General features: G+C 67.8%; 17 protein-coding genes and 4 tRNA genes. 11 read left to right on the top strand and 10 right to left on the bottom strand.

Annotated features, from left to right (window positions below; genetic code table 11):
• The first annotated feature begins 91 nt into the window (after positions 1-91).
• The 9 genes from purF to CLV29_RS10765 all read left to right on the top strand — a co-directional run bounded on the left by purF (position 92) and on the right by CLV29_RS10765 (position 11,420).
• On the top strand, positions 92-1,660 hold the full coding sequence (gene purF / locus CLV29_RS10805; RefSeq protein ID WP_133754863.1) for an amidophosphoribosyltransferase: 1,569 nt from the start codon (positions 92-94) through the stop codon (positions 1,658-1,660).
• A gap of 16 nt (positions 1,661-1,676) precedes the next feature.
• Positions 1,677-2,726, top strand: a complete 1,050-nt coding sequence (purM, locus tag CLV29_RS10800; protein WP_133754862.1) for a phosphoribosylformylglycinamidine cyclo-ligase — start codon at positions 1,677-1,679, stop codon at positions 2,724-2,726.
• Between the two features lie 176 nt (positions 2,727-2,902).
• Entirely contained in the window at positions 2,903-3,130 is a 228-nt protein-coding gene (locus tag CLV29_RS10795) for a DUF3073 domain-containing protein (protein WP_133754861.1), read from the top strand.
• Positions 3,131-3,196: 66 nt separating this feature from the next.
• Positions 3,197-4,201 carry an alpha/beta hydrolase gene (locus tag CLV29_RS10790; RefSeq protein WP_243831836.1) on the top strand — a complete coding sequence of 335 codons (1,005 nt, stop codon included), beginning with the start codon at positions 3,197-3,199 and terminating at the stop codon, positions 4,199-4,201.
• A 978-nt stretch (positions 4,202-5,179) separates the two neighbouring features.
• Positions 5,180-6,082, top strand: coding sequence for an ICP22 family protein (locus CLV29_RS10785; RefSeq protein ID WP_133754859.1), 903 nt, complete (start codon positions 5,180-5,182; stop codon positions 6,080-6,082).
• A gap of 45 nt (positions 6,083-6,127) precedes the next feature.
• On the top strand, positions 6,128-7,378 hold the full coding sequence (locus CLV29_RS10780; protein WP_133754858.1) for an energy-coupling factor transporter transmembrane component T family protein: 1,251 nt from the start codon (positions 6,128-6,130) through the stop codon (positions 7,376-7,378).
• A gap of 5 nt (positions 7,379-7,383) precedes the next feature.
• Positions 7,384-9,090, top strand: a complete 1,707-nt coding sequence (locus CLV29_RS10775) for an ABC transporter ATP-binding protein (protein ID WP_133755178.1) — start codon at positions 7,384-7,386, stop codon at positions 9,088-9,090.
• Positions 9,087-9,905: an ECF transporter S component gene (locus CLV29_RS10770; protein WP_133754857.1), complete on the top strand. Its 819-nt coding sequence runs from the start codon at positions 9,087-9,089 to the stop codon at positions 9,903-9,905. Before CLV29_RS10775 ends, CLV29_RS10770 begins: the two co-directional genes overlap by 4 nt.
• 171 nt (positions 9,906-10,076) lie before the next feature.
• A complete protein-coding gene (locus CLV29_RS10765; protein WP_133754856.1) occupies positions 10,077-11,420 on the top strand; it encodes an NAD(P)/FAD-dependent oxidoreductase in 1,344 nt (447 codons plus the stop codon).
• Between the two features lie 99 nt (positions 11,421-11,519).
• On the opposite strand, the gene CLV29_RS10760 is transcribed toward CLV29_RS10765, so the two are convergent.
• The 5 genes from CLV29_RS10760 to CLV29_RS17060 form a co-directional block, all read right to left on the bottom strand.
• Complete coding sequence (locus CLV29_RS10760; RefSeq protein ID WP_133754855.1) at positions 11,520-12,266, bottom strand: fructosamine kinase family protein; 747 nt, start codon at positions 12,264-12,266, stop codon at positions 11,520-11,522.
• A 43-nt stretch (positions 12,267-12,309) separates the two neighbouring features.
• Positions 12,310-12,383: transfer RNA gene (locus tag CLV29_RS10755), tRNA-Phe, on the bottom strand.
• A gap of 58 nt (positions 12,384-12,441) precedes the next feature.
• Positions 12,442-12,515: transfer RNA gene (locus tag CLV29_RS10750), tRNA-Asp, on the bottom strand.
• 298 nt (positions 12,516-12,813) lie between these two features.
• A tRNA-Glu gene (locus CLV29_RS10745) sits at positions 12,814-12,886 on the bottom strand.
• Positions 12,887-13,069: 183 nt separating this feature from the next.
• On the bottom strand, positions 13,070-15,418 hold the full coding sequence (locus CLV29_RS17060) for a septal ring lytic transglycosylase RlpA family protein (RefSeq protein WP_166649212.1): 2,349 nt from the start codon (positions 15,416-15,418) through the stop codon (positions 13,070-13,072).
• A 364-nt stretch (positions 15,419-15,782) separates the two neighbouring features.
• Here CLV29_RS17060 and CLV29_RS10735 point away from each other — a divergent pair, with 364 nt between their 5' ends.
• Positions 15,783-16,136 carry a metallopeptidase family protein gene (locus CLV29_RS10735; protein WP_392507433.1) on the top strand — a complete coding sequence of 118 codons (354 nt, stop codon included), beginning with the start codon at positions 15,783-15,785 and terminating at the stop codon, positions 16,134-16,136.
• A 78-nt stretch (positions 16,137-16,214) separates the two neighbouring features.
• Here the strand turns inward: CLV29_RS10735 and CLV29_RS10730 are convergent, their stop codons facing one another.
• The 4 genes from CLV29_RS10730 to CLV29_RS10715 are packed head-to-tail and all read right to left on the bottom strand — an operon-like array spanning position 16,215 to position 20,417.
• Entirely contained in the window at positions 16,215-16,556 is a 342-nt protein-coding gene (locus CLV29_RS10730) for a DUF202 domain-containing protein (protein ID WP_133754853.1), read from the bottom strand.
• Positions 16,556-16,927: a YidH family protein gene (locus tag CLV29_RS10725; RefSeq protein WP_133754852.1), complete on the bottom strand. Its 372-nt coding sequence runs from the start codon at positions 16,925-16,927 to the stop codon at positions 16,556-16,558. The genes CLV29_RS10730 and CLV29_RS10725 overlap by 1 nt, the downstream gene beginning before the upstream one ends.
• Positions 16,924-17,643, bottom strand: a complete 720-nt coding sequence (locus tag CLV29_RS10720) for a TCP-1/cpn60 chaperonin family protein (RefSeq protein ID WP_133754851.1) — start codon at positions 17,641-17,643, stop codon at positions 16,924-16,926. Before CLV29_RS10720 ends, CLV29_RS10725 begins: the two co-directional genes overlap by 4 nt.
• 47 nt (positions 17,644-17,690) lie before the next feature.
• Complete coding sequence (locus CLV29_RS10715) at positions 17,691-20,417, bottom strand: ExeM/NucH family extracellular endonuclease (protein WP_208292844.1); 2,727 nt, start codon at positions 20,415-20,417, stop codon at positions 17,691-17,693.
• Between the two features lie 361 nt (positions 20,418-20,778).
• On the opposite strand from CLV29_RS10715, the gene CLV29_RS10710 reads away from it, so the two are divergent.
• Positions 20,779-20,854, top strand: a tRNA-Lys gene (locus CLV29_RS10710).
• Between the two features lie 22 nt (positions 20,855-20,876).
• Here the strand turns inward: CLV29_RS10710 and CLV29_RS10705 are convergent.
• Complete coding sequence (locus CLV29_RS10705; RefSeq protein WP_208292843.1) at positions 20,877-21,533, bottom strand: flavin reductase family protein; 657 nt, start codon at positions 21,531-21,533, stop codon at positions 20,877-20,879.
• Positions 21,534-21,563: the final 30 nt, after the last annotated feature.

The raw sequence follows: 21,563 nt of genomic DNA, 5'->3' as shown, positions 1-21,563 counted from the left end.
CGGCTCGGGCTCCGGCCACCCCGTATCCCGCCGGGCAGGACAGCTGAATCGAGTGGACACAATCGTCGCTCGGCACGGTTAGACTTCGAACGTGCCCCGACCCGACGGCCTGTTGACCCATGAACTCGACCCCAACGATCGCGGACCCCAGGATGCCTGTGGCGTCTTCGGTGTGTGGGCGCCGGGTGAGGAAGTCGGCAAGCTGACGTTCTACGGCCTCTACGCGCTGCAGCACCGGGGTCAGGAGTCGGCCGGTATCGCCGTCACCGACGGCAACCGGATGATGGTCTTCAAGGACATGGGACTCGTGTCGCAGGTCTTCGACGAAGCCACACTGAACTCACTCACCGGCCAGTTGGCGATCGGGCACACCCGCTACTCGACCACCGGCGCCTCGGTCTGGGACAACGCCCAACCGACCTTCCGGCCCACCGCCGACGGCGGTCTGGCACTGGGGCACAACGGGAACCTGACGAACACCGATGAGCTGGAGGAGTGGCTCAGCGAGTTCGACAACGCCCCGGCCGTACCGCACAAGACCCGGATGGACTCCACCTCCGACACCGCGATCCTGTCCGCCCTGCTGGTGGCAGACCCCGAGCTGTCCATCCTGGAGGCGGCGCGGCGGGTGCTGCCGCGGCTGCGCGGTGCCTTCTGCCTGACCTTCATGGACTCCGACACCCTGTACGCCGCACGGGATCCCCAGGGCATCCGGCCGCTGGTGCTCGGCCGCCTCGACCGCGGCTGGGTGGTCGCCTCCGAGACCGCTGCCCTGGACATCGTCGGCGCCTCCCTGGTCCGCGAGATCGAGCCCGGTGAGTTGATCATGATCAACTCCGATGGCCTGGTCACCGAACGGTTCGCCGAACCCGCCCGCAAGGGATGTCTGTTCGAGTACGTCTACCTGGCCCGGCCCGACACCACGATCAACGACCGGAACGTCCACGAGACCCGGCTCGCGATCGGCCGCACACTGGCCATCGAGTCGCCGGCCGACGCCGACCTGGTGATCCCGGTGCCCGAGTCCGGCACCCCGGCGGCGATCGGGTATGCCCAGGAGTCGAAGATCCCCTTCGGCATGGGTCTGGTGAAGAACTCCTATGTCGGTCGTACCTTCATCCAGCCCAGCCAGACCATTCGACAGCTCGGCATCCGGCTGAAGTTGAATCCGTTGCGGGAGATCATCGAGGGTCAGCGGCTGGTGGTCGTCGACGACACGATCGTGCGGGGCAACACCCAACGCGCGCTCCTGCGGATGCTGCGGGAGGCGGGCGCGGCCGAGGTGCACGTGCGGATCTCCGCCCCGCCGGTGCGCTGGCCGTGTTTCTACGGCATCGATTTCGCCACCCGGGCCGAACTGATCGCCAGTGGCCTGGGGGTGGAGGAGATCTGCCGCTCGATCGGCGCCGATTCGCTGGGCTACCTGAGCCTGGACGGGCTGATCGAGGCCACCACCGTGCCGAAGGACGAGCTGTGCCGGGCCTGTTTCGACGGGATCTACCCCGTCGAGCTGCCCTTGTCGGCCCGTCGCCCGGTGGCCGAACAGCCCACCTTGGACGAGGTTGAGGAGACGCTGGACCTGGACGATTCCGGGACCGGGAACCAGGCCCGCAACGGGGCCGTCGCCGACGATGTCTCCCTGCAGGGAGTCGAAGCATGACCGAGGGAGACCACGTATGACCAAGAGCGCCTACGCCGCCGCCGGTGTCGACATCGAGGCCGGCGAGCGTGCGGTCGCCCTGATGAAGGATTCGGTGGCCCGCACCCAGCGCCCGGAGGTGCTGGGCGGACTGGGCGGTTTCGCCGGGTTCTTCGATGCGGCCGCCCTGAAGGGCTACGACCACCCGGTGCTCGCGACCTCCACCGACGGGGTGGGGACGAAGGTGGCGATCGCCCAGGCACTCGACGTGCACGACACCATCGGCATCGACCTGGTGGCCATGTTGGTCGATGACCTGGTGGTCTGCGGTGCCGAGCCCCTGTTCGTCACCGACTACATCGCCTGCGGCGTCCTGGAGCCGGAGCGGATCGCGGCGATCGTCGACGGCATCGCCACCGGCTGCGAGGAGGCCGGTGCGGCACTGCTCGGTGGCGAGACCGCCGAACATCCCGGGCTGCTGGATCCCGATGAGTACGACGTCGCCGGTGCGACCACCGGTGTGGTCGAGCGGGACCGGATCCTCGGCGCCGGTTGGGTCCGCTCCGGTGATGTGCTGATCGCGATGGAGTCCTCGGGGCTGCACTCCAACGGGTACTCCCTGGTGCGGCACGTACTGGCCGAGTCGGGCATCGGGCTGGAGGATCGCGTACCCGGTGCCGGCAAGCTGCTGGGGGAGGAGCTGTTGGTCCCGACCCGGATCTACACCAAGGCCTGTCTGGAGCTCGCCCGTACCCTGCAGGTGCATGCGATGAGCCACATCACCGGTGGCGGTCTGGCGAACAACCTGGCCCGGGTGCTGCCGGGGGGTACCGGGGCCAAGGTTGACCGGGCGACCTGGCGGCCGGCACCGATCTTCGACTTCATCGGCCGGACCGGATCGGTGGACCGGCTCGACCTGGAGGCGACGCTCAACATGGGCGTCGGCATGGTCGCGGTGGTTGCCCCTGCCGATGCCGATGCCGCGGTCGAACTGCTCGGCGAGCGCGGCGTACCGGCCTGGGTCTGCGGCACCGTGGAAGCCGGTCTGGAAGGTGTCGAACTGATCGGGGACCACCCCGCCGGCTGATCTGCGACCCTGTCTCCGGTGGCTTCCCGCACGGCGCCGCAGCGCAGTTGCCAAGTGTGAGCGTCGACACTTGTCCGACTGGGTTTGCTGGGGCCCGGGCAACGGGTAGCCTGTGCAGCACGAAACAGTGATGAGCAGCGGTTCGCCGCGAGACGAGTGCGAGGGGGTCGACCCATATGGGGCGCGGCCGTGCAAAGGCAAAGCAGACCAAGGTGGCCCGGGAGCTCAAGTACCGTCCCGTGGACACCGATTTCCAGTCGCTGGAGCGGGAGCTCCGGTCCGGCCGCGGGGACGAGCATCCCTACGAGCCCGAAGAAGCTCCCCAGGAAGAGATCCCCGATGAGTGGGCGGATCTGGCGGCGAAGTACGCCGATGTGGACGAGGACCTTCGCAAGTCCGGTTGAGGCCCTTCGATGACGCGGTGGACGCCTGACACCCTTCTGTCGGGTTTCGAACAGCGCATCATCGAATTGCCCGAGGCAACCCGCTACCCCGGGGAGACCGACGAGGCCGACATCGTCGGCACCTTGGTCCGACCGGTGCAGCAGGCGGCCTCGGACGTGGCAGTGCTCTACGTCCACGGCTGGAACGACTACTTCTTCCAGACGCACCTGGCCGATTACTGGACCTCCGCCGACACCGCCTTCTACGCGTTGGACCTGCGTCGGTACGGGCGAAGCTTCCAACCGGGTTTGCTGTTCGGATTCACCACCGATCTCTCGGAGTACTACGCCGAACTGGATGCTGCCCTGGAACTGATCCGGGCCGAGCACTCCCACGTGCTGCTGATGGGACACTCCACGGGCGGACTGATCAGCACCCTCTATGCAGCGGATCGGCCGGGTGAACTTGCCGCACTGGTGCTGAACTCACCGTGGCTGGACCTGCAGGGGTCGCAGGCCGTGCGGGCCCTCGGGCCGCCGATGGTGCAGTCGGTCGGCACCCTGCGGCCGACCACGCCGCTGTCGCTCTCGGAGGGGTTCACCCGACGTTCGACCCATGTCGAACACGGTGGTGAGTGGGACTACGACCTGGACCTGAAGACCGGTGCTGATGCGGTGGTCCGGGCCGGCTGGCTGCAGGCGGTGTTGAACGGTCACCAACGCGTGGCCAAGGGTCTCGGCATCGGCTGCCCGATCCTGGTGCTCGCCTCCGGTCGCAGCCTGTTCCGGCGGAACTGGGACGAGCAGATGACCAAGGCCGATGTGGTCCTCGACGTCCGGCAGATCTCCGAACGCGCGGTTCGTCTGGGGCTGAACGTGACCATCATCCGGATCCCCGACGGTATGCACGATCTGGTCCTGTCGGCCGAACCCGTTCGCGACCAGGTGTTCTTCGAGATCACCCGGTGGATGGGCGCCTACGGGCCACGCGGCCCGGCTACCCAGCGGCGGGCGCTGCCCACGCAGAAGCCTGCCGAGCCGGAGGCCTCCTGGGCGTCGGCGGAAGATCCCGAGGTCAGCTACCCAGCCTGATGTGGTTCGGGGGAGCTGCGGGCCGGCGGTCCTGTGCACGCCCCGGGTTCGGTCGGGGGTTTGTTTGTGCTGGCGTACCTCTGCGGTGCTCTCGTCAAGGGTTCGTCCGTGCTGCGTATCTCAGGGGTGCTCTCGTCAAGGGTTCGCCGCACCGAAGGCGGTTCAGCGGTACCTCAGCGGACGGGCGGGGTAGCAAGACAAACGTCACACTCGATTCATCGACTGGGCGCGGTAGCAAGACAAACGTCACACTCGATTGGATCGACACCACCCAGGGATGGCGTGTCGCGGTGGATAGGCGATCGAGTGTGACGTTTGTCTTGTGAACCGGCCTCGGAGGTCCGACCGGGCTCCTGTGAAACCAGCCCGGACGGCGGTGGCCACCGCTCCGCTCGGCGCCGGTCGCCGGCGGCTGTCCGAGCTGTACTCGGTGTTCATGAATCAGCGGTGGGACATTGCAGAGGTGTCTTCGGCGCTCGTGAATCGGCGGTGGGGCCCTGCAGAGGTGTCTTCGGCGCTCGTGAATCGGCGGTGGGGCAACGGCAGAGATGCTTCGACGCTCTGGACCCGCGGCGGGGTGCTGCCTGCGATGTCTTCGCTGGGCGTGGACGGGTGCCCCACTGAGATGGGCGGGAACGGTGCTGAAGTGTGCTGCTGAGTCGGTTTCCGACGTGGACCAACTCTCACCGGGCGCTGCTGGGGTGCCGGGCAATCTTCGTCGGGCGGCTGACGTGGCGCGGTGTGGCGGGATGAAACACCGCTGAAGTGGCTCCAGGCGCAGGAATCACCCGCAAATCGCGCGGTTCGGCGGTCTCGCGCCACCTCAGCGGTGTTGCCCGACGTGGACTGGCGCCTGGGTGAGTGCTGCACCCGACCTCATCGTCGACGCGGGGTCGGCGCGTCGCGGGCGCGGTTCGACCGAGCGGGGCTCGCTGTCCGGGTGACACACTGTGGTGGTTCTCGTCACTGGGAGGTCGTGTGCATGCTGGGCTGAGGCGCGGCGCCATTGCCCTGGCGCTGACCGTGATCGGGGCGTTTGCCGCGGGCCACGGATTCGCCCGAGCGGACACCGGTGCAGCAGGCTCCTGCAGCGATGACCGCGGGGTGACGGTGGTCGTCGATTTCGCTCAGTTGGCCCCCGATCCGCTGATCCGCTGTGCAGCTGACTTCGAAAGCGGCAGCGGACTGGATGCCCTCGCCGAGGCCGGGGTACCGGCGGAAGGAGTGGCCTCCTCGGCCGGTGACGCCTTCGTCTGCCGAATCGACGGACAGCCCAGCGCCTCGACCGACCTGTCAGCCTCGGGCAAACCCGGTTACCGGGAGGACTGCCTGGACATCCCGCCGACCACCGCCCATTGGTCCTATTGGTACGTCGAAGCCGGCCGCTGGATCGAATCCGATCTCGGAGCCCGCAGTCGGCAGGTGACCAAAGGCGGCACCGAAGGGTGGAGCTACACCCTGGGCGAAGGTCCCAATCGGCCACCCGCGGTGGCACCCGACGGTGGGGGGCATGCGAGCCCCGAGCCTGCGGATTCCTCCGACTGTGAAGCGGGTGGGGCGGGTGCTCAGGAGGAGCCTGGTGTTGAAGAGTCCGATTCTCCTGAGGGAACCGGAGGTCTCGGTTCGCAGGAGCCTCCCGGTGCTGGTGCGTCCGGTTCTCAGGAGGAGCCTGCTGCCGGTGGTTCGGCGTCCGACTGCGAAACCGGCGCCGGCTCGTCCGTGCCCGGAACGTCCGGTGATCCGAGCGGGCGCGAGGCGCCGACCGACCCGGTCGCCGAGCGGCCCGGCCCACCCGCAGGCACCCTGCTCGGGGTGGCAGCGTTGCTCCTGGTTGCGCTGGTCGGGGCGGGTACGGTCGCCTGGCGTAGATTGCACGACTGATCCGGGCGGCCACCCGGGGCGGTCGGGTGAGAGGGAGGGGCCAGCATGCACAGTGCCGCCAACACCCCCGCTCCCCCCTGGTGGCATCGGATCCGGTTTGCCCTTGTCAGCCGGTGGGATCGGACCCGGCTTCCCCTCGTTGGCCGATGGAACCGGTACTGGCTCCGGCGAGGGCTGAACCCGGCTGCCTGGTGGATCTTCTCCCTCGGACTGGCCGCCGCAGCCAGCCTGACCACCAACCCGCTGCTGACCGGTCTGCTGATCGCCGTCGCAGCGGTGGTCGTCGCCTCCCGACGCGGGAACGGACCATGGTCACGATCGTTCCGGCTGTACGTGATGCTCGGGTTGTTGATCATCGTCGTCCGGGTGCTGTACCGGTTGATCTTCGGCGGCGGCGACGGCGGGACGATCCTGTTCTCGTTGCCGCAGATCCCACTACCGCCGTGGGTCGGCGGCATCCGTCTGCTCGGGCCGGTGAGCGCCGAGGCATTGATCGCCGGATTCCAGGACGGGTTACGGCTGGCCTGCATCGTCATCTGCATCGGCGCGGCCAATTCCTTGGCCAACCCCAAGCGCCTGCTGGCCCAACTGCCCAATGCCCTGCACGAGATCGCCACCGTACTGGTCGTCTCGGTCACGGTCTTCGCCCAACTCGCCGACTCCGTCGAGCGGGTACGTCGGGCCCGCACCCTGCGGGTGGGTTCTCAGAGAACCCGCCACCGATGGATCCGGGAGATCGTCGTCCCGGTGCTCACCGACGCGGTGGATCGGTCACTGCAGTTGGCCACAGCCATGGATGCTCGTGGGTACGGCAGGCAGATCACCCCCTCGGCCGCCGTCCGGCAGATCTCCCGGGCCATGATCATCATCGCCATCTCGCTGCTCTGTCTCACCGCCTGGGCAGCCCTGGCCCCGGGAACCTGGCTCACCCTCGGGGCGGTCCGGTTGCCGAGCTGGCCACTGATCGGTGCCGCTGCTCTGGCCTGCGGCGTGCTCGGCCTGCGGGTGGCCGGACGCGCGGTCACCCGTACCCGCTACCGGGCCGAAGGGTGGGGGCTGGCCGAATGTCTCACCGCGGTCTGCGGCTGGTCGCCGTTCGTCGCCTTCAGCGTGATCGGCGGCTCCGATGCCGCGACGCTGCTGGTTCCGTCACCCGGGCAGTGGCCGCAGGTGACACCGGTGATGATCATCGCCCTCGGACTCGCGCTGTTGCCGGGGTTCCTCACACCACCACCGGTGACCGATCCGGCCGAGGCGGATCGGCAAGGCGACCTGATCATGGGCCGGCCGTCGTGAGCGCCATGATCGACATCACCGACCTCGGTTTCCGCCATGCCGACGCAACGACCGATCTGTTCCGGGACGTGTCGATGCAGGTGGACGAAGGAGAACTGGCGCTGCTGATCGGCCCGACCGGTGCGGGCAAGTCGACGCTGTTGCAGGTGATCAACAACCTGGTGCCGCACAGCACCGGCGGGCGGCGGGTCGGCCGGGTGGTGATCGACGGTGAGGACGTCACCGCACTGCCCCCGCGCGCCCTGGCCGATCGGATCGGTTTCGTCGGTCAGGACCCGCTGGCCGGATTCGTCACCGACACGGTGGAGGACGAACTCGCCTGGACCATGGAGCAGTTGGGGGTACCCCCCTCGGCCATGCGGATGCGGGTGGAGGAGACCCTCGACCTGCTCGGGATCGCCGACCTGCGGCGGCGCGCCCTACGTACCCTGTCCGGTGGCGAACAGCAACGGGTGGCGATCGGAGCGGTGCTGACCGCCCGACCACGGGTGCTCCTGTTGGACGAGCCGACCTCGGCGCTGGACCCGGTCGCTGCGGAGGAGGTGGCCGCCCTGCTGCAACGGCTGGTCCACGATCTGGGTACGACGGTGCTGCTGGCCGAGCATCGGACCGAGCGGATGATCGAACACGCCGACTCGGTGATCGAACTCGGCCCCGATGGCCGACTGCGCCACGGTGCACCCGCGACGATCATGGCCGACGCCGCCGATGTGCCACCGCTGATCGACCTGGGGCGGCGCCTGGCCTGGGAACCGCTGCCGCTGACGGTTCGCGACGCCCGCCGACGCGCCGCCGAGCTGCGCCACGAGCTTCCGACCCCGGTCGATGCCCCGACTGCAGACGCCCGCGTGGCCAAGACTCCTGTGGCCGAGACACCAGTGGCCAAGACTCCTGTGGCCGAGACACCAGTGGCCGACACAGCAGTGGCCGATGTCCCGGTGACCGATCCACCGGCAGCGGAGGTCGACGGCGGACTGGAGGCGAACGGCCTGATCGTCCGGTACGGCCGACGGACGGCTGTCGCCGGTGTCGACCTGCGGATCGCGCCCGGGGAGGTGGTCGCTCTGATGGGACGCAACGGCTCGGGGAAGTCCTCGGTGCTGTGGGCGCTCCACGGTGCGTTGTCGCCGGCTGCCGGTGCGGTACGGGTGGCCGGCAGACCTCGACGACCGGGGGACCTGGCGCTGGTGCCGCAGACCCCGGCAGACCTGTTCCACTGTGCCGATGTCGCCCAGGAATGTGTGGCGGCGGATCAGCGCTCGCGGCTGCCGCCGGGCCGGACGCGCCGGCTCCTGCAGGAACTGGTCGGCCCGGTCGACGATCGCCTCCATCCACGCGACCTGTCCGAGGGACAGCAGCTCGGGCTTGCCCTGGCCCTGCAGCTCGGCGGCGAGACCCCGGTGATCGCGCTGGACGAACCGACCCGCGGCCTGGACCGCCGGGCCAAGGATGAGCTGACGGTGATGATCGGTCGGCTGGCCGCACAGGGACGTGCGGTGCTGGTGGCCACCCATGATGTCGAGTTCGCCGCCCGTACCTGTCAGCGAGTACTGGTGCTGGCCGAGGGCGAACTGGTCGCCGACGGACCGGTCCGGGAGGTGCTCAGCAGCTCGCCGCTACTCGCCACCCAGGTGGCGCGAGTGATGGCCCCACTGCCGTACCTGCTGGTCGACGAGGTGCTGACCGCGCTCACCGAGCGGGGTCGGTCATGACCGCATCCCCGGTGATCGAGGTCGCCACCCCGCGTACCGGATTGGTTCTCAGGCGCTGGTCGGGGTCGGTGATCGCACTGGTCTCGGTGCTCGGTCTGGCGGCCATCGGCTGGCCGCTGTGGATCCCGGTCCCCGCCGGAGCCCAGGCGCACCTGGCGGTCGCGCCCTTCGTCCTGGCCGCTCTGGTCCCGGCCGTGCTGCTGCTCGGTACGGTGCTGCTGACCGACGGGGGATTGAACCCGAGGACGCTGGCGATGCTCGGAGTGCTGTCGGCGCTCAACGCCGCCGTCCGGGCCACCCTCGGTGCCGGTACCGCCGGGTTCGAGTCGGTGTTCTTCCTGCTGATCCTGGCCGGCCGCGTCTTCGGCCCCGGGTTCGGGTTCCTGCTCGGCTGCACCTCGCTGTTCGCCTCGGCGCTGCTGACCGGCGGTGTCGGACCGTGGCTGCCGTTCCAGATGCTGTGCTGTGCCTGGATCGGGCTGGGGGCCGGTCTGCTCCCGCACCGATTGCGGGGCCGGGCGGAACTGGCGGTGCTGGTGGGGTACGGGATCGTCTGCGCGTACCTGTTCGGGTTGGTGATGAATCTGTGGTCATGGCCATTCCTGACCTCGATCACGGGTGGGGCCGCCGCGGGCGGGCTGGAGTACCTGCCCGGGGCGCCGTTGGTGGACAACCTGCTGCGGTTCGGCTGGTACACGCTGCTGACCTCGACCGCCGGCTGGGACACCGGACGAGCGATCGCCACCACGGTCGCCCTGCTGTTGCTGGGGCCGGTGGTACTGCCGGTGCTGCGCCGCGCCAACCGTTCCCGGTGAGGTTCGACTCCCGTGTGCCCGGCAGGCCCGGCAGCGCTATGGTGGGACTGATAGTGCAAGCAGGGCCCAATCCGGTGAGAATCCGGGGATCAATGGCGAGGGCGGGGCCCCAAGTAGGCACGGTGCACGGCCGCGCCGATCCAAGCGTCTGCTCAGAACGGGAGACTGGACATGGTGAACAAATCTGCCCACGTGGTGATCGTCGGCGCCGGCTTCGGCGGCATCTCAGCTGCCCACGAACTGGCAAAGTCCGGTTTCCGTGTGACGATCGTCGACAAGAACCCGTACACCACGTTCCTGCCGTTGCTGTACCAAGTCGCCACCGGTGGTGTGAACCCCGGTGATGTCACCTACTCGCTGCGGCTCTTCGCCGCCAAGCAGAAGGGTCACGTGCGGGTGCGCCGGGCCGCCGTCACCGGTATCGACAAGGTCAACCGGTTGGTGCAGGTCGACGACGGACCGGACCTGACCTACGACTACCTGGTGATCGCCACCGGTGTCACTGCGAACTTCTTCGGCATCCCCGGGGCGGCGGAGTACAGCCGCACGCTGTACACCCGTACCGGCTCGATCGTGGTCCGGGACATGATCTACGGCGGCATGGAGGACGTGGCCGACGGTGGCCGCAAGAGCTTCGACGTGATCGTCGTCGGTGGCGGACCGACCGGTGTGGAGATGGCCGGCACGCTGGCCGAGATGAAGACCATCGGCATCCCGAAGGCCTACCCCGAGATCACGCCGGACCAGATGAACGTCACCCTGGTCGAGATGGCGCCGCAGCTGCTGACCCCGTTCGCCAAGAACCTGCAGGAGTACACCCTCAAGCAGCTCGACGACCGCGGGGTGGACGTCCGGTTGAACACCGCCATCAGCTCGGTGCACGCCGACCACGTCGAGTTGAAGGACGGCACCCAGCTGCCGGCCGACCTGGTGATCTGGGGCGCCGGCATCGGCGGTTACGACGTCGTCGGCGAGTGGGACCTGCCGTTGGGCCGAGGCAAGCGGATCGAGGTCGAGCCGAGCATGCTGGTGGTCGGTGAGGACCGGATCTTCGCCGTCGGCGACTGTGCGGTGATCACCACCGACCCGCTGCCGCAGCTGGCTCAGCCGGCGATCCAGCAGGGTGCCTTCGTGGGCAAGCAGGTGGAGCGGCTGGCATCGGGTGAGCCGCTGGCCTCGTTCTCCTACAAGAACAAGGGCATCATGGCCACCATCGGCAAGGCGGCGGCCGTCGCCGAGTTCCCGAACGGCTGGACCGTCACCGGATTCCCCGCCTGGGTGCTCTGGGTGGTCGTGCACCTGTTCTTCCTGCTGGGCAACCGCAACCGGGTGATGTCGATGATCAACCTGGCTGCCCGTTACTCCTTCGGCTCCAAGTCCAGTGCCACGATCGTCGGCGATCCGCTGAGCCCTCCCTCGGAGACGGCCCTGGCCGAGCGCAAGGAGGCCCAGGAGAAGGCCAAGCTGGAGGCACGACGCAAGCACGAGGAGCAGGCCGAGCCGCAGCACGGCTGAGCCGTTCGCAACGGGTTCTCGCATTCCTCGACGTACGGTCGTGCGCCGTGGGCGATCCGCCTCGTCCCGTCGGACCGGGAGACGGGCAGTGCACCCGTGTCAGACGTAGCGGCCGATCGCGGCCATGGTCGGCGGTACGTAGCTCGAACCGAAGAGCACCACGTGCACCAGCAGGTGGTGCACCTGGTGCAGGTCGATCAGGTCGCGCCAGTCGTCGGGCAGGTGGTGGGAGTGACGGGCGTACCCGTCGTGCACGGTTCGCAGCTGGGGGAAACCGAAGAGGGCCAGCAGGGCGAGATCGTTCAGCCGGTGACCGCCTTGGGCGGCCGGGTCGATCATCACCATCCCGTGCTCGGTGGTGATCACATTGCCGGCCCACAGGTCACCGTGGATCCTCGCCGGCGGGGCATCGTCATCGAAGTCACCGTCGCGCAGGCGATCGGCCAGCCGTTCCACGGTACGGAGTTGATCATTATCCAGCAGGCCCTGCCGGTGGGCCTGGTGGGCATAGGGGAGCATCCGCTGGTCGGCGTACATCCGGCCCCATCGGGGTTCACCGCGCAGCGTCAGTCGGGCAGCACCGACGTACCCGTCGCCGCTCCAGTCAGCCGGCGGGCAACCGAAGGAGTCCGCACCGGCGTCGTGGACCCGGACCAGCCGTTCGGCGAACTCGGCCGCCGCGCCGTCGGAGGTGGCCACGGACTCCAGGCGTTCGGTGACCAAGGAGTTCTCGTCGACCGAGACGACACCGACCACGGCATCGGGGTCGGCCTCGGCGAGCCAGCGCAGACCGGCCGCTTCGTAGGCGAGTGCGTCGGCGGATGCATGTTTGACGAAGGTGGCCATCGATCCAGCCTAGATCAGCCGGAGACGGGGGAGGATTGTGGTGTGGCCAGGGCCGGATTCGAACCGGCGACCTTTCGCTTTTCAGGCGAACGCTGCTACCAACTGAGCTACCTGGCCGCATCTGGAGCACAGGCCCGGATGCAACAAGCGGCGATACCGAAGTATCACCGCTCAGCGACCCCGACGGGACTCGAACCCGCGACCTTCGCCGTGACAGGGCGACGCGCTAACCAACTGCGCCACGGGGCCTCATGCTTCGACCGGCTTCCTCACCGGCCGTCCGAAACTGTACCGCACATGCCGAGTGGGGTCCAAATGAGGCTGCAGCCGCACACCGTGCAGTCCAACGGGGGTCCGAAGAGTCTGCGAGCACTCGATGGCGCATCGTCGGTGAGGCAACTCGGTGAGGCAACGGGATGGGTCGGCGGCGGACTGTTCGGCGTCGTGGGCCGGTCGGGCGGTCTCGCTGAGCCGCGTGATCCGGAACGGGCAAGGGCCCGATGCTGTGCATCGGGCCCTTGCCGGGAACGGCGTTCGTTCCGAGTCGTATCCCCAACGGGATTCGAACCCGCGCTGCCGCCTTGAAAGGGCGGTGTCCTAGGCCGCTAGACGATGGGGACCAGACGGTTGACCACGATACCGCAGGGCTGTGGCCGGGGGCCAACCAGCGGCTTCTGCGTCGGTGCCTTCGCCCGAACAGGACAAACGTCACACTCGATCCGCCGGTGCTGCCAGCCGGCCGCGCGGTGGCGCGGTTCGGTGAGAGCAGAGTCGAATCGAGTGTGACGTTTGTTCGGTAGTGGCTAGACCTCACTCCACTCGATGTCGATCACTCCGGAGTTGGTGTCGGCGATCTTGGTGAACGCTCCCTCCGCCAGATCGAGGCACCGACCGTCGACGAACGGTCCGCGGTCGTTGATCCGCACGGTGACGGACTTGCCATTGGCCTTGTTCGTCACCTTCACTTTCGTGTCGAAGGGCAGCGTCTTGTGGGCTGCGGTCATCCCCGAGGGGTCGAAGCTCTCGCCGTTGGCCGTCACCTTGCCGGTCGAGTAGTAGCTCGCCTTGCAGGTCTCGGTCTTGGCCGAGGTCGAGTCGGATTCGGACTCGGACTTGGAGTCCTCGCCTGAGTCGGACTCCTGGTCGTCGGAGTCGGACGTGTCGGTGCTGGCCGACTTGGTGCTCGCAGCGCTCGCCGAGGCGGTGCTGCTCGAGGCCTTCACCGAGATGTGGACGTGGTCGATGTGATTCTGGGTGTCCGAACCGCGGTCGGCCATGTCCCGCCAGCCCTCCTTCGATCGCTGCACGCTCCAGATCTGCTGGTACCAGACGACGTAGTCGATGTTGTACTCGCTGGCGTTGTCCTTCGCCCAGGCGGCGATCTCGTTGCCCAGCGCCTTGTTCGACTTGTAGTTCGGCAGCATCAGGTCGATCGCCCGTCCGCTGTGGTGATCCGATCCGGGATCGGTCCGCTTGCCGTAGATCGTCTTGATCTGCGGGAACTCGTCCTGCACCGCCGAGAGCAGTCGGTCGGTGTCGGCGGTCAGGCCGTCGAGTTCGATCTTGTCGTCGTTGCCCGACTCCTCCTCTTCCTCCTCGCTCGGCTTGGACTTCGACAGGTACTTCGCCGTCACCCATCGCACGGCGTCGCGGTAGACGATCTCGGCGCGGCCGTTCTCCTCCTTGCCGGTGATCTTCAGCTCGGTGCCCCGCGGGACCTCGGCGACGGTACGGGAGTCACTGCCCGAACTGGTACGGATGTCCAGGGCCGTCGTCGCGTATCGCGTACCGGTCGTCTTCGGCAGTTCTTCGGCCTCGGGCTCGGGGACGTCGGGTCCGTCGAGGTAGGTGGCATTCACCCAGCGGACCGCGCCTTCGAACACGATCTGCGCCATACCGTTGCGGAAGACACCGGTGAGATCGAGCTCGGTGCCCTTCTTGACCTCCTTGACGATCTTGTGGTCGGCATTCTCCGAGGTGCGGATGTTCAGGTCGGCAGTGGCGACGGCCTGGGACTTGATCTTCGGCAGTTCCGGTTCGGGCTCCGGCGTCGGTGTGGCCGAGGGAGTCTTGGTCGGTGTGGCCGAGGGAGTCGTGGAGGGGGTGGCCGACGGGCTCTTGCTCGGAGTCGCCGACGGTGATGTCGTCGGGGTCGCGCTCGCCGTCGGCGAGGGCGTCTGGCTCGGTGAAACCGAGGGGCTCTTGCTGGGCGATGCCGAGGGAGTCGTGGAGGAGGTGGCCGACGGGCTCTTGCTCGGAGTGGCCGACGGGCTGCTGCTCGGCTCGGTTGTCGGCGAGGGCTCCTCGGTGGGATCGGCGCTCACCACCGGGTCCGGCGCGCTGCTCGACCCGGAATCGTCGGAGTCGGAATCTTCGCTCGCGTCGGAATCTTCGCTCGCTTCCGAGTCCTCGCTCGGTTCGGGGGACCAGACCACCGTGCCGTCGTCGTCGCTGGGCGACTGCGATCCATCTGCTGAGGACGAGTCATCCGAGGAAGAGCCACCCGAGGACGAGCCATCCGAGGACGAACCCTGCTCGCCGCTACCGGCATCGTCGGACCCACCGCCATCACCGGTCTCGGTGCTGCCGCCGCCGGTCGCCCAGGTCTGGGCCAGGTACTGAGTCGCGGTCCAGCCGGTGCCGCCGGCGTAGGTGATCTCGGAGTACTGACCCGAACGTTCGCCGGTCAGCACCACCCGCTCCCCGCGGAAGAGCATGCCGGCCGAACGATGATCGACACTTGGCCCGGTGCGCACGTAGACCTCGGTGGTCGCGTAGGCCTCCCCCTCGGCGGGTGCTTCCTGGGTGGACTCGCCGACGCCGCTGGTGTCGACGTACCGGCTGGAGATCCAGCCGGTGCCGTCACCGAAGTCGATCGGGTAGAAGCCGTTCTCGGCCGGTCCGGTGGAGTCGATCGGGGCACCGTTGGTGAGGCCGCCGATCACCCGGTAGTCGGTGCCGGGGCCGGAGCGGACGTTCAATCCGCCGTTGGCGCGGACATTGCCGGGATCGGCATCGGCCCGGCCGCTGACGACGACACCGGCGACGACACCGCCTGTGGTCAGCACGGCGATCGCGCCGACAGAGGCGATCAACGATTTCGTGGTACGCAGAACGTTGTGCACGTCTTCCTCCCGGGCAGCTGTCGACACCTGTCCATGACGGACCGGTGGTGATCGACGACCACCGTGTTCTCTCCTCGGTTCCCCAGCCTGTGCGCCTCGGAGTCGGGGTGCGCGGGCATGCCACAGCCGCCGATGGCGATGACATGTCGACCGTCGACCGACCCAGAGGGGAAGGCCGCCGGCGACGGGGTGTCAAGGGGGTGCCACGAATGCTTCCCCGGCGTACTCGAACGCCACACTCGTCACACCTACCCCTGACGAGCCGGGACTTTAGAGAGCACTCAGGATTCTCGGCAAGCGCTTCGGCGACGATGGGTCGCCCGGGCAAGTCGACACGCCGTTCGCCGGGCCGGAATCCCAACGATGTGGTTCAGCTGACTACTCTTGTGCCGTGGCGGTTTCGATGACCTTCGAGCAGTTCGACCAGCTTGTTGATCAAGCGTTGGACTCGATTCCCCCAGAGCTCGCCGCGATGGTCGACAACTGTGTGGTCGTGGTGGAGGCCGACCCGCCACCGGAGACCCCCGATCTCCTCGGGCTGTACGACGGAATTCCCTTGACGGAAAGAGATTCCGAGTACAGCGGGGTCCTCCCTGATCGGATCTTCATCTACATGAACCCCACGCTCAGGATGTGCCGGAGCGAAGCCGAGGTGGTGGACGAGGTGCACATCACCGTGGTCCACGAGATTGCCCATCACTTCGGGATCGACGATGATCGGTTGCACGAGCTCGGCTACAGCTGATCTTGCTGGGTCCGCAACTGATCAAGGTGGTGGAGCAAAGTCTCAACCCGAGGGTGAGGTTGACACTTTGGGCTGCTCTCAGAAAGTGATGATCACCCAGATCGCGGCACTCGATCCCAGCATCAGGAACAGTGCGGTCAACAGCGATGGCAGAACGATCCTGGACACCGGGGCGCCGTCGTGCAGGCGCTGCTGGTCGCGTACGTAGTGATGACGTCCCGACAGCCCGAGGAACAACATCGCCACCGTCGACAGCCCGGCGATGACCAGGGCAGCGGCGGCATTGTGGCCGGCCAGCAGGCGGGCCATCACCAGAGTGCAGACGAGCACCGACAGGGCGGTACGTTGCCAGGCCAGCCAGGTCCGTTCGTTCTGCAGACCGGGATCCCAGGGCCCGGATGCGACGCGTCTGCCGGCCATCAGAACACCAGGCTGACGCCCAGGGCCGCGACGATGATCACCACCAGGGCGAAGATCGGCATCATCCCCGAACTCGGCAGTGGTTCACCGCGGCGCATCGCCCGTTCGTGCCGCATCCACCGGATGTAGGCCGAGACGCCGCTGGCCACCCCCAGGGCGATCAGGAGCAGGGCAGCGATGTGGCTCTGCCAGCTGCGGTCGAAGGCCGAACCGGCGAAGGCGGCGATGGCGACCCCGGCGGCCAGGAGCGCCAGACCGGTCCGGATCCAGGCAAGGAAGGTACGTTCGTTGGCCAAGGTGAACCGGGGGTCGGGTTCGGTTCCCTGGCCGTAGACCCAACGCGGGAAACGGTTGTCCTGGGGATCGGTCACGGCTCGATGCTATCGCCGGCCGGCAGGATCCAGCTCCGGGTGCTGTCGGCGAGCCAGAGATCGCAGTGACCGAGTTGCTCGGTGCGTACCGCATCGGCGCGAAGCCAGTTGCTGTCGACGGGTTCGGCACCGGTGGCGGTGGCGACCTCGTCGAGGGTGTCGTGGTCCAACTGCAACATCAACAGGCCGCCGGGGTGGCGGCCGGCGTTCAACGCCAGGGTGGTCACGACCTCGGCCGCAGCCTCAGGGGTGGCGACCAGCAGTGCCCGGTCGACGGCGGCGGCCGACTGGATCACCGGCAACAGCTCGCGCAGGTCGGAGACAGGCTCGGCGCAGAGCAGGACCGCCGGGGCGGACAGTACCGACCACCCTTGATCGGGATGGGTGACGAAACCGGGGTCGGTCCATCCTCCGTGCCAGCTCTGCGTCGCCCGGTCCAACCGGGTCTGCAGGCTTTCGACGGTGGGATCGGTGGGATCGGTGGGATCGGTGAGTCCCGGGGCCGCAGCTGTGTTTCGTTCGGCGGCGATCGCGGCTGCGGTCAGGTAGGTCGGGGCGGGCAGGTCAGGCGGCAGACCGGGGATCTCCCGGGTCGGAGGGGAGACCGCGGCCCGTTGCCTCGCCCTGTGCAGCGTTCGGTCGCTGAGGATGCCGTACCCGATCAGGGCAAGACCGAGGCCGGCGATCAGTACCAGACCCCAGATCCACGGTTCCATGGATCAAGGATGGTCGATCGCCGGCCTCGCGTCGATGTCGGGGCCGATCAGCGTCGCCGGCCGAGGGCGAGCCCGAGGCCACTCAGGGCGGCCAACGCACCGATCCCGGCGAGCCAGATGCTGGAACCACCGGTGTCGGCGAGGTCGCCGCGATCACCGGAGGCCCCGTCACCGGAGCTTCCGCGGGTGGCCTCGTCCTCGGACGGGCCGATGGAAGGAGCTCCGGACGGCTCGGGTGAACCCGACTGGCTCGGTTCTCCGGTGGGGCTGGGTTCTCCGGTGGGGCTGGGTTCTCCGGTGGGACTGGGATCGGGTGGACCCGTGTGGGTGGGTTCGCCCGAATGGCTCGGCACACCGGTCGGGGTGGGCTCGGCTGACGGAGTCGGTTCCCCGGTGGGGCTGGGTTCTCCGGTGGGGCTGGGCTCTCCGGTGGGGGTGGGCGTGGGCGAGGGCTCCGGGGCGAAATCCAACCCGATGATCACCGGATCGTGATCACTGGAACGGTACGGATCGGCGCTGTACAGCGCGGCTTGTGCCGGTTGCTTGTACTGCGTCGTGTAGTCGATCAAGGAAACCTCGTCGGCATTGATGTTCCAGTCCGCGGCGCCGGTGACGAACGGCAGCAACGACTCATTGGCCAAGATGTGGTCCAGCGAACCCAGCAGACCGTCGAAGACGTAGCCATACTTCTCGTCACTACCGAAGGTGGGAACCAGGTCGGAGAAACCTGCATCGGTCAGTGCGGTGATCGGATCCTCGGCGTTGTAGGCGTTGAAGTCCCCGAGGGTGATCACATGATCGGTTCCGGTGCCGGTGGGGTCGCCGTTGAGCCATTCGGCTTCGGCCTGTGCGGCAGCGGTACGGACCTGATTGCAGTGCCCCTGGCCGTTCGGGTCCTCCGGGTCACCGACGGCCTCGCAATCCGAGCCCTTGGACTTCAGGTGGTTCACCGCGACCACGAACTGCTCCCCGCCGGCAGTGTCGGTGAATGCCTGGGCGATCACCGGCCGGTTGAGGTCGTCGAGGAAGCGATCGTCGACGCTGGAGTCCAGCAGTGCGACATCACCGACCGGGGTGACGGTGGAGGGATCGTAGATCAGGGCGGTGGTGATCTGGTCGGTGCCGACGGTACCGGTCTGCACAGCTGCCCAGCGCTCGGTACCGGCGTCGGTGTTCAGCGCATCGACGAGTGCGTTCAAGGCGACGTCGTCGTTGTTCTCGATCTCCAACAGTCCCACCACATCGGTGTCCATCGTGTTGATGGCGGCGACGATCTTGGCCTGCTGGCGCTCGAACTCCTCCTCGGTGGTGGCACCGCGCTCGTTCAGGGTGGTGAAGTAGTTGAGTACGTTCATCGAGGCGACGGTCAGTTCACCGCCGACCTCGGGTACGTCCGGCCTCGGCGTCACCGCCTCGTATCCGGCACCCCGGGTGGGCTGGATCCGCCACAGGTCGAAGCGGTAGTCCATGATGCCGGTGACCTCGGTGAGCCGGTCGCCGCCGCGGAACAGGTTGTCCAAGGTGAAGTCCTCACCGTTGGGGTGGCGTGCGGGGTCGGGGTTCTGGGCGCTGCGTCCGTCGTCGAGGGTGATCCGGTCCAGGGCGTTCGCCGCAGTCAGGTTTTCGGCCTCCTCGCTGCCCGGGGCGAAGAGCTGGGTCGGTTGGTACTGCCGCTGCGAGCCGAGGACGATCTCGCCGTACCGGCCGAAGTTGTAGAACTCGTTGATCGACAGTGGCTGGGTGAAGGTCACGTACATGCCCTCGTACCGCTCCAGGTAGTCCTGGCTGGGCAGTGGCAGGGAGAGTTGGGCCGCGCTCGGCAGGTCTGCGGTGCCGCAGTCGAGGACCGTGGTCGGGCTGAGTTGGGTCTGGCCCTGGTATTCGGCGACGGCGCCGGTGATCCGTACCCGATCACCGGATTCAACCTCCTCGGCATCCGGGGCGTAGACGAAGATCCCGTCGGAGGTCAGCTCGTTGCCGTCACCGGCGTCCTGGACGTAGTAGCCGTTGAAGCCGCCGGCCTGGAAGTCGCCGACGACGACACCTTCGATGCTGACGGTCTCACCGACGAGCGGGCTCTCGGCACCGTCGCCCTGGACCTGTCCGATCAGGGTCGCCGGGTCGCTGCACTCGCCTTCGGGTTCCGGTTCGGAGGTCGGTGTCGGGGATGCACTCGGAGTGGGGGTGGGCTCGGTGTCGTTGCAGTCGGTGCTGTGGCTGCCGAGCCCGTCGACGGAGTTGATCGGGTAGGCCTGCCACTGGATCGCCGGGTCGAAGGCATCGTCGGGGGTGGTGTCCCCGGCACAGACCGCGGCCGACCTGCGCAAGGTGGCGTCCTGGCTGCTGACCTCACCGGAGGTCCAGGCAGCCCCGGGGTCGGTACCGACCTGTCCGAAGGAGTCGACCACGGTGCCGTCATGGGTGAGGGTGATCGCATCGTCACCGTTCCACAGGCCGCCGCTGGTGGTCTGGTCGGCCTCGGCGGCGAACTCGGCCTCGCTGTGGGCGAAGACGAAGGTGCCACCGGCGGCGATCGTTCCCTGGAGGTCGAAGTTCCCGCCGGCGGTGGTGTTGCCGTTGAAGTAGACGTTGAGGGCATAACCGCTCAGGTCGACCACGGCATCGGTACCGTTGTAGATCTCCAGGCCCTTGTTCTGGCTGCTGCCCTCGATGTACTCGCTGATCAGCAGGCCGGTCGGTGCTGCGGCGCTGGCGAGTGACGGGGCGCCGGCGAGCAGACCGCCGCCGGTGAGCAGCGGGAGGCTCAGTGCCACGCAGGCCCCGGCCCACCTCCTCCCGGTGCGGACGGGCGCTGAGGTGTTGTCGGGGGGCAGGTGCATCGATGGGCCTTTCGGGCAGGTCTCACGAGGTGTGGTGTCGACTTGGCAGCAGACTAGGGGCCGATACGGTGTTCGTCCGGCAAATCCGGGTGGACGCCAGATGAAGGTGTGGTGACCGACCGAGGTCGTGGCTGGGTGGGGGGCTCGTCGGCCCCTGTGCCGGAGCCGGCTCGGCGCGACCGCGCTCGGATCGGTTCGAAAAGGCAATGCGGGGTGGGCCGGTTTGTTCGGCGGGGCCGCGTGCGACGTGAGGCTGGGTTCCCGGCTACGATGGCCCCTGCGCCAATCTCGGTGCGGGCCTCTAGCTCAATTGGCAGAGCTGCGGACTTTTAATCCGTAGGTTGTGGGTTCGAGTCCCACGGGGCCCACCACGGTGTTCGAACCCCAGCAGGATCAGTCGGTGCCGGGTCGGGGCATCTCGAAGCGATGTGTGTCGTCCGACCGGTAATAGGTCGACGGGCCACCGCCGCGCAGTACCGGATCGGCCTTGGTGGTCTGGTAGATCCCGTCGACCAACAGGTCGGTGTCGATGTGCACTCCGACCACCTCGCCGAAGACCACCGTCGCCGGCGTGGTCTCACCGTCCGCGGTGGTGAGCGGGACGATCTGGCTGGTGCGGCACTCGAACACCACCCGGGCCAGCGCGACATGGGGTACCTCGACCACCCGGGACGCCGCCGGTTCCAGACCGGCCAGGGCGAACTCGTCGACCTCGGGAGGTACGGAGGCGGAGCTGGCATTCATCGCCTCCGCCAGGTCGGCGGTCACCAGGTTCCAGCAGAACTCGCCGGTCTCGGCACAGTTCCGGGCGGTGTCCTTCTGCCCGGTGCAACTGAAACCGATGATCGGCGGGGTGTAGTTGAAGGCATTGAAGAAGCTGAACGGCGCCAGGTTCAACGTACCGTCGCCTGCTCGGCTGGAGATCCAGCCGATCGGTCGGGGAGCCACGATCGCGTTCAGGGGCGAATGCGGCAGGCCGTTTCCCTCGCCTGGCTCATAGAAGTGCATGCGTCGGCCGGGGCGGGTCGGATCCGGAGGTTGCGGGGTCACAGGGCCGATGATCGCAGGTTCCCGTACCGC

It is taken from the genome of Naumannella halotolerans (assembly GCF_004364645.1).
GTDB lineage: Bacteria > Actinomycetota > Actinomycetes > Propionibacteriales > Propionibacteriaceae > Naumannella > Naumannella halotolerans.
The sequence above is the reverse complement of the archived record's forward strand: the minus strand, read 5'-3'. Positions and strand labels throughout refer to the sequence as shown.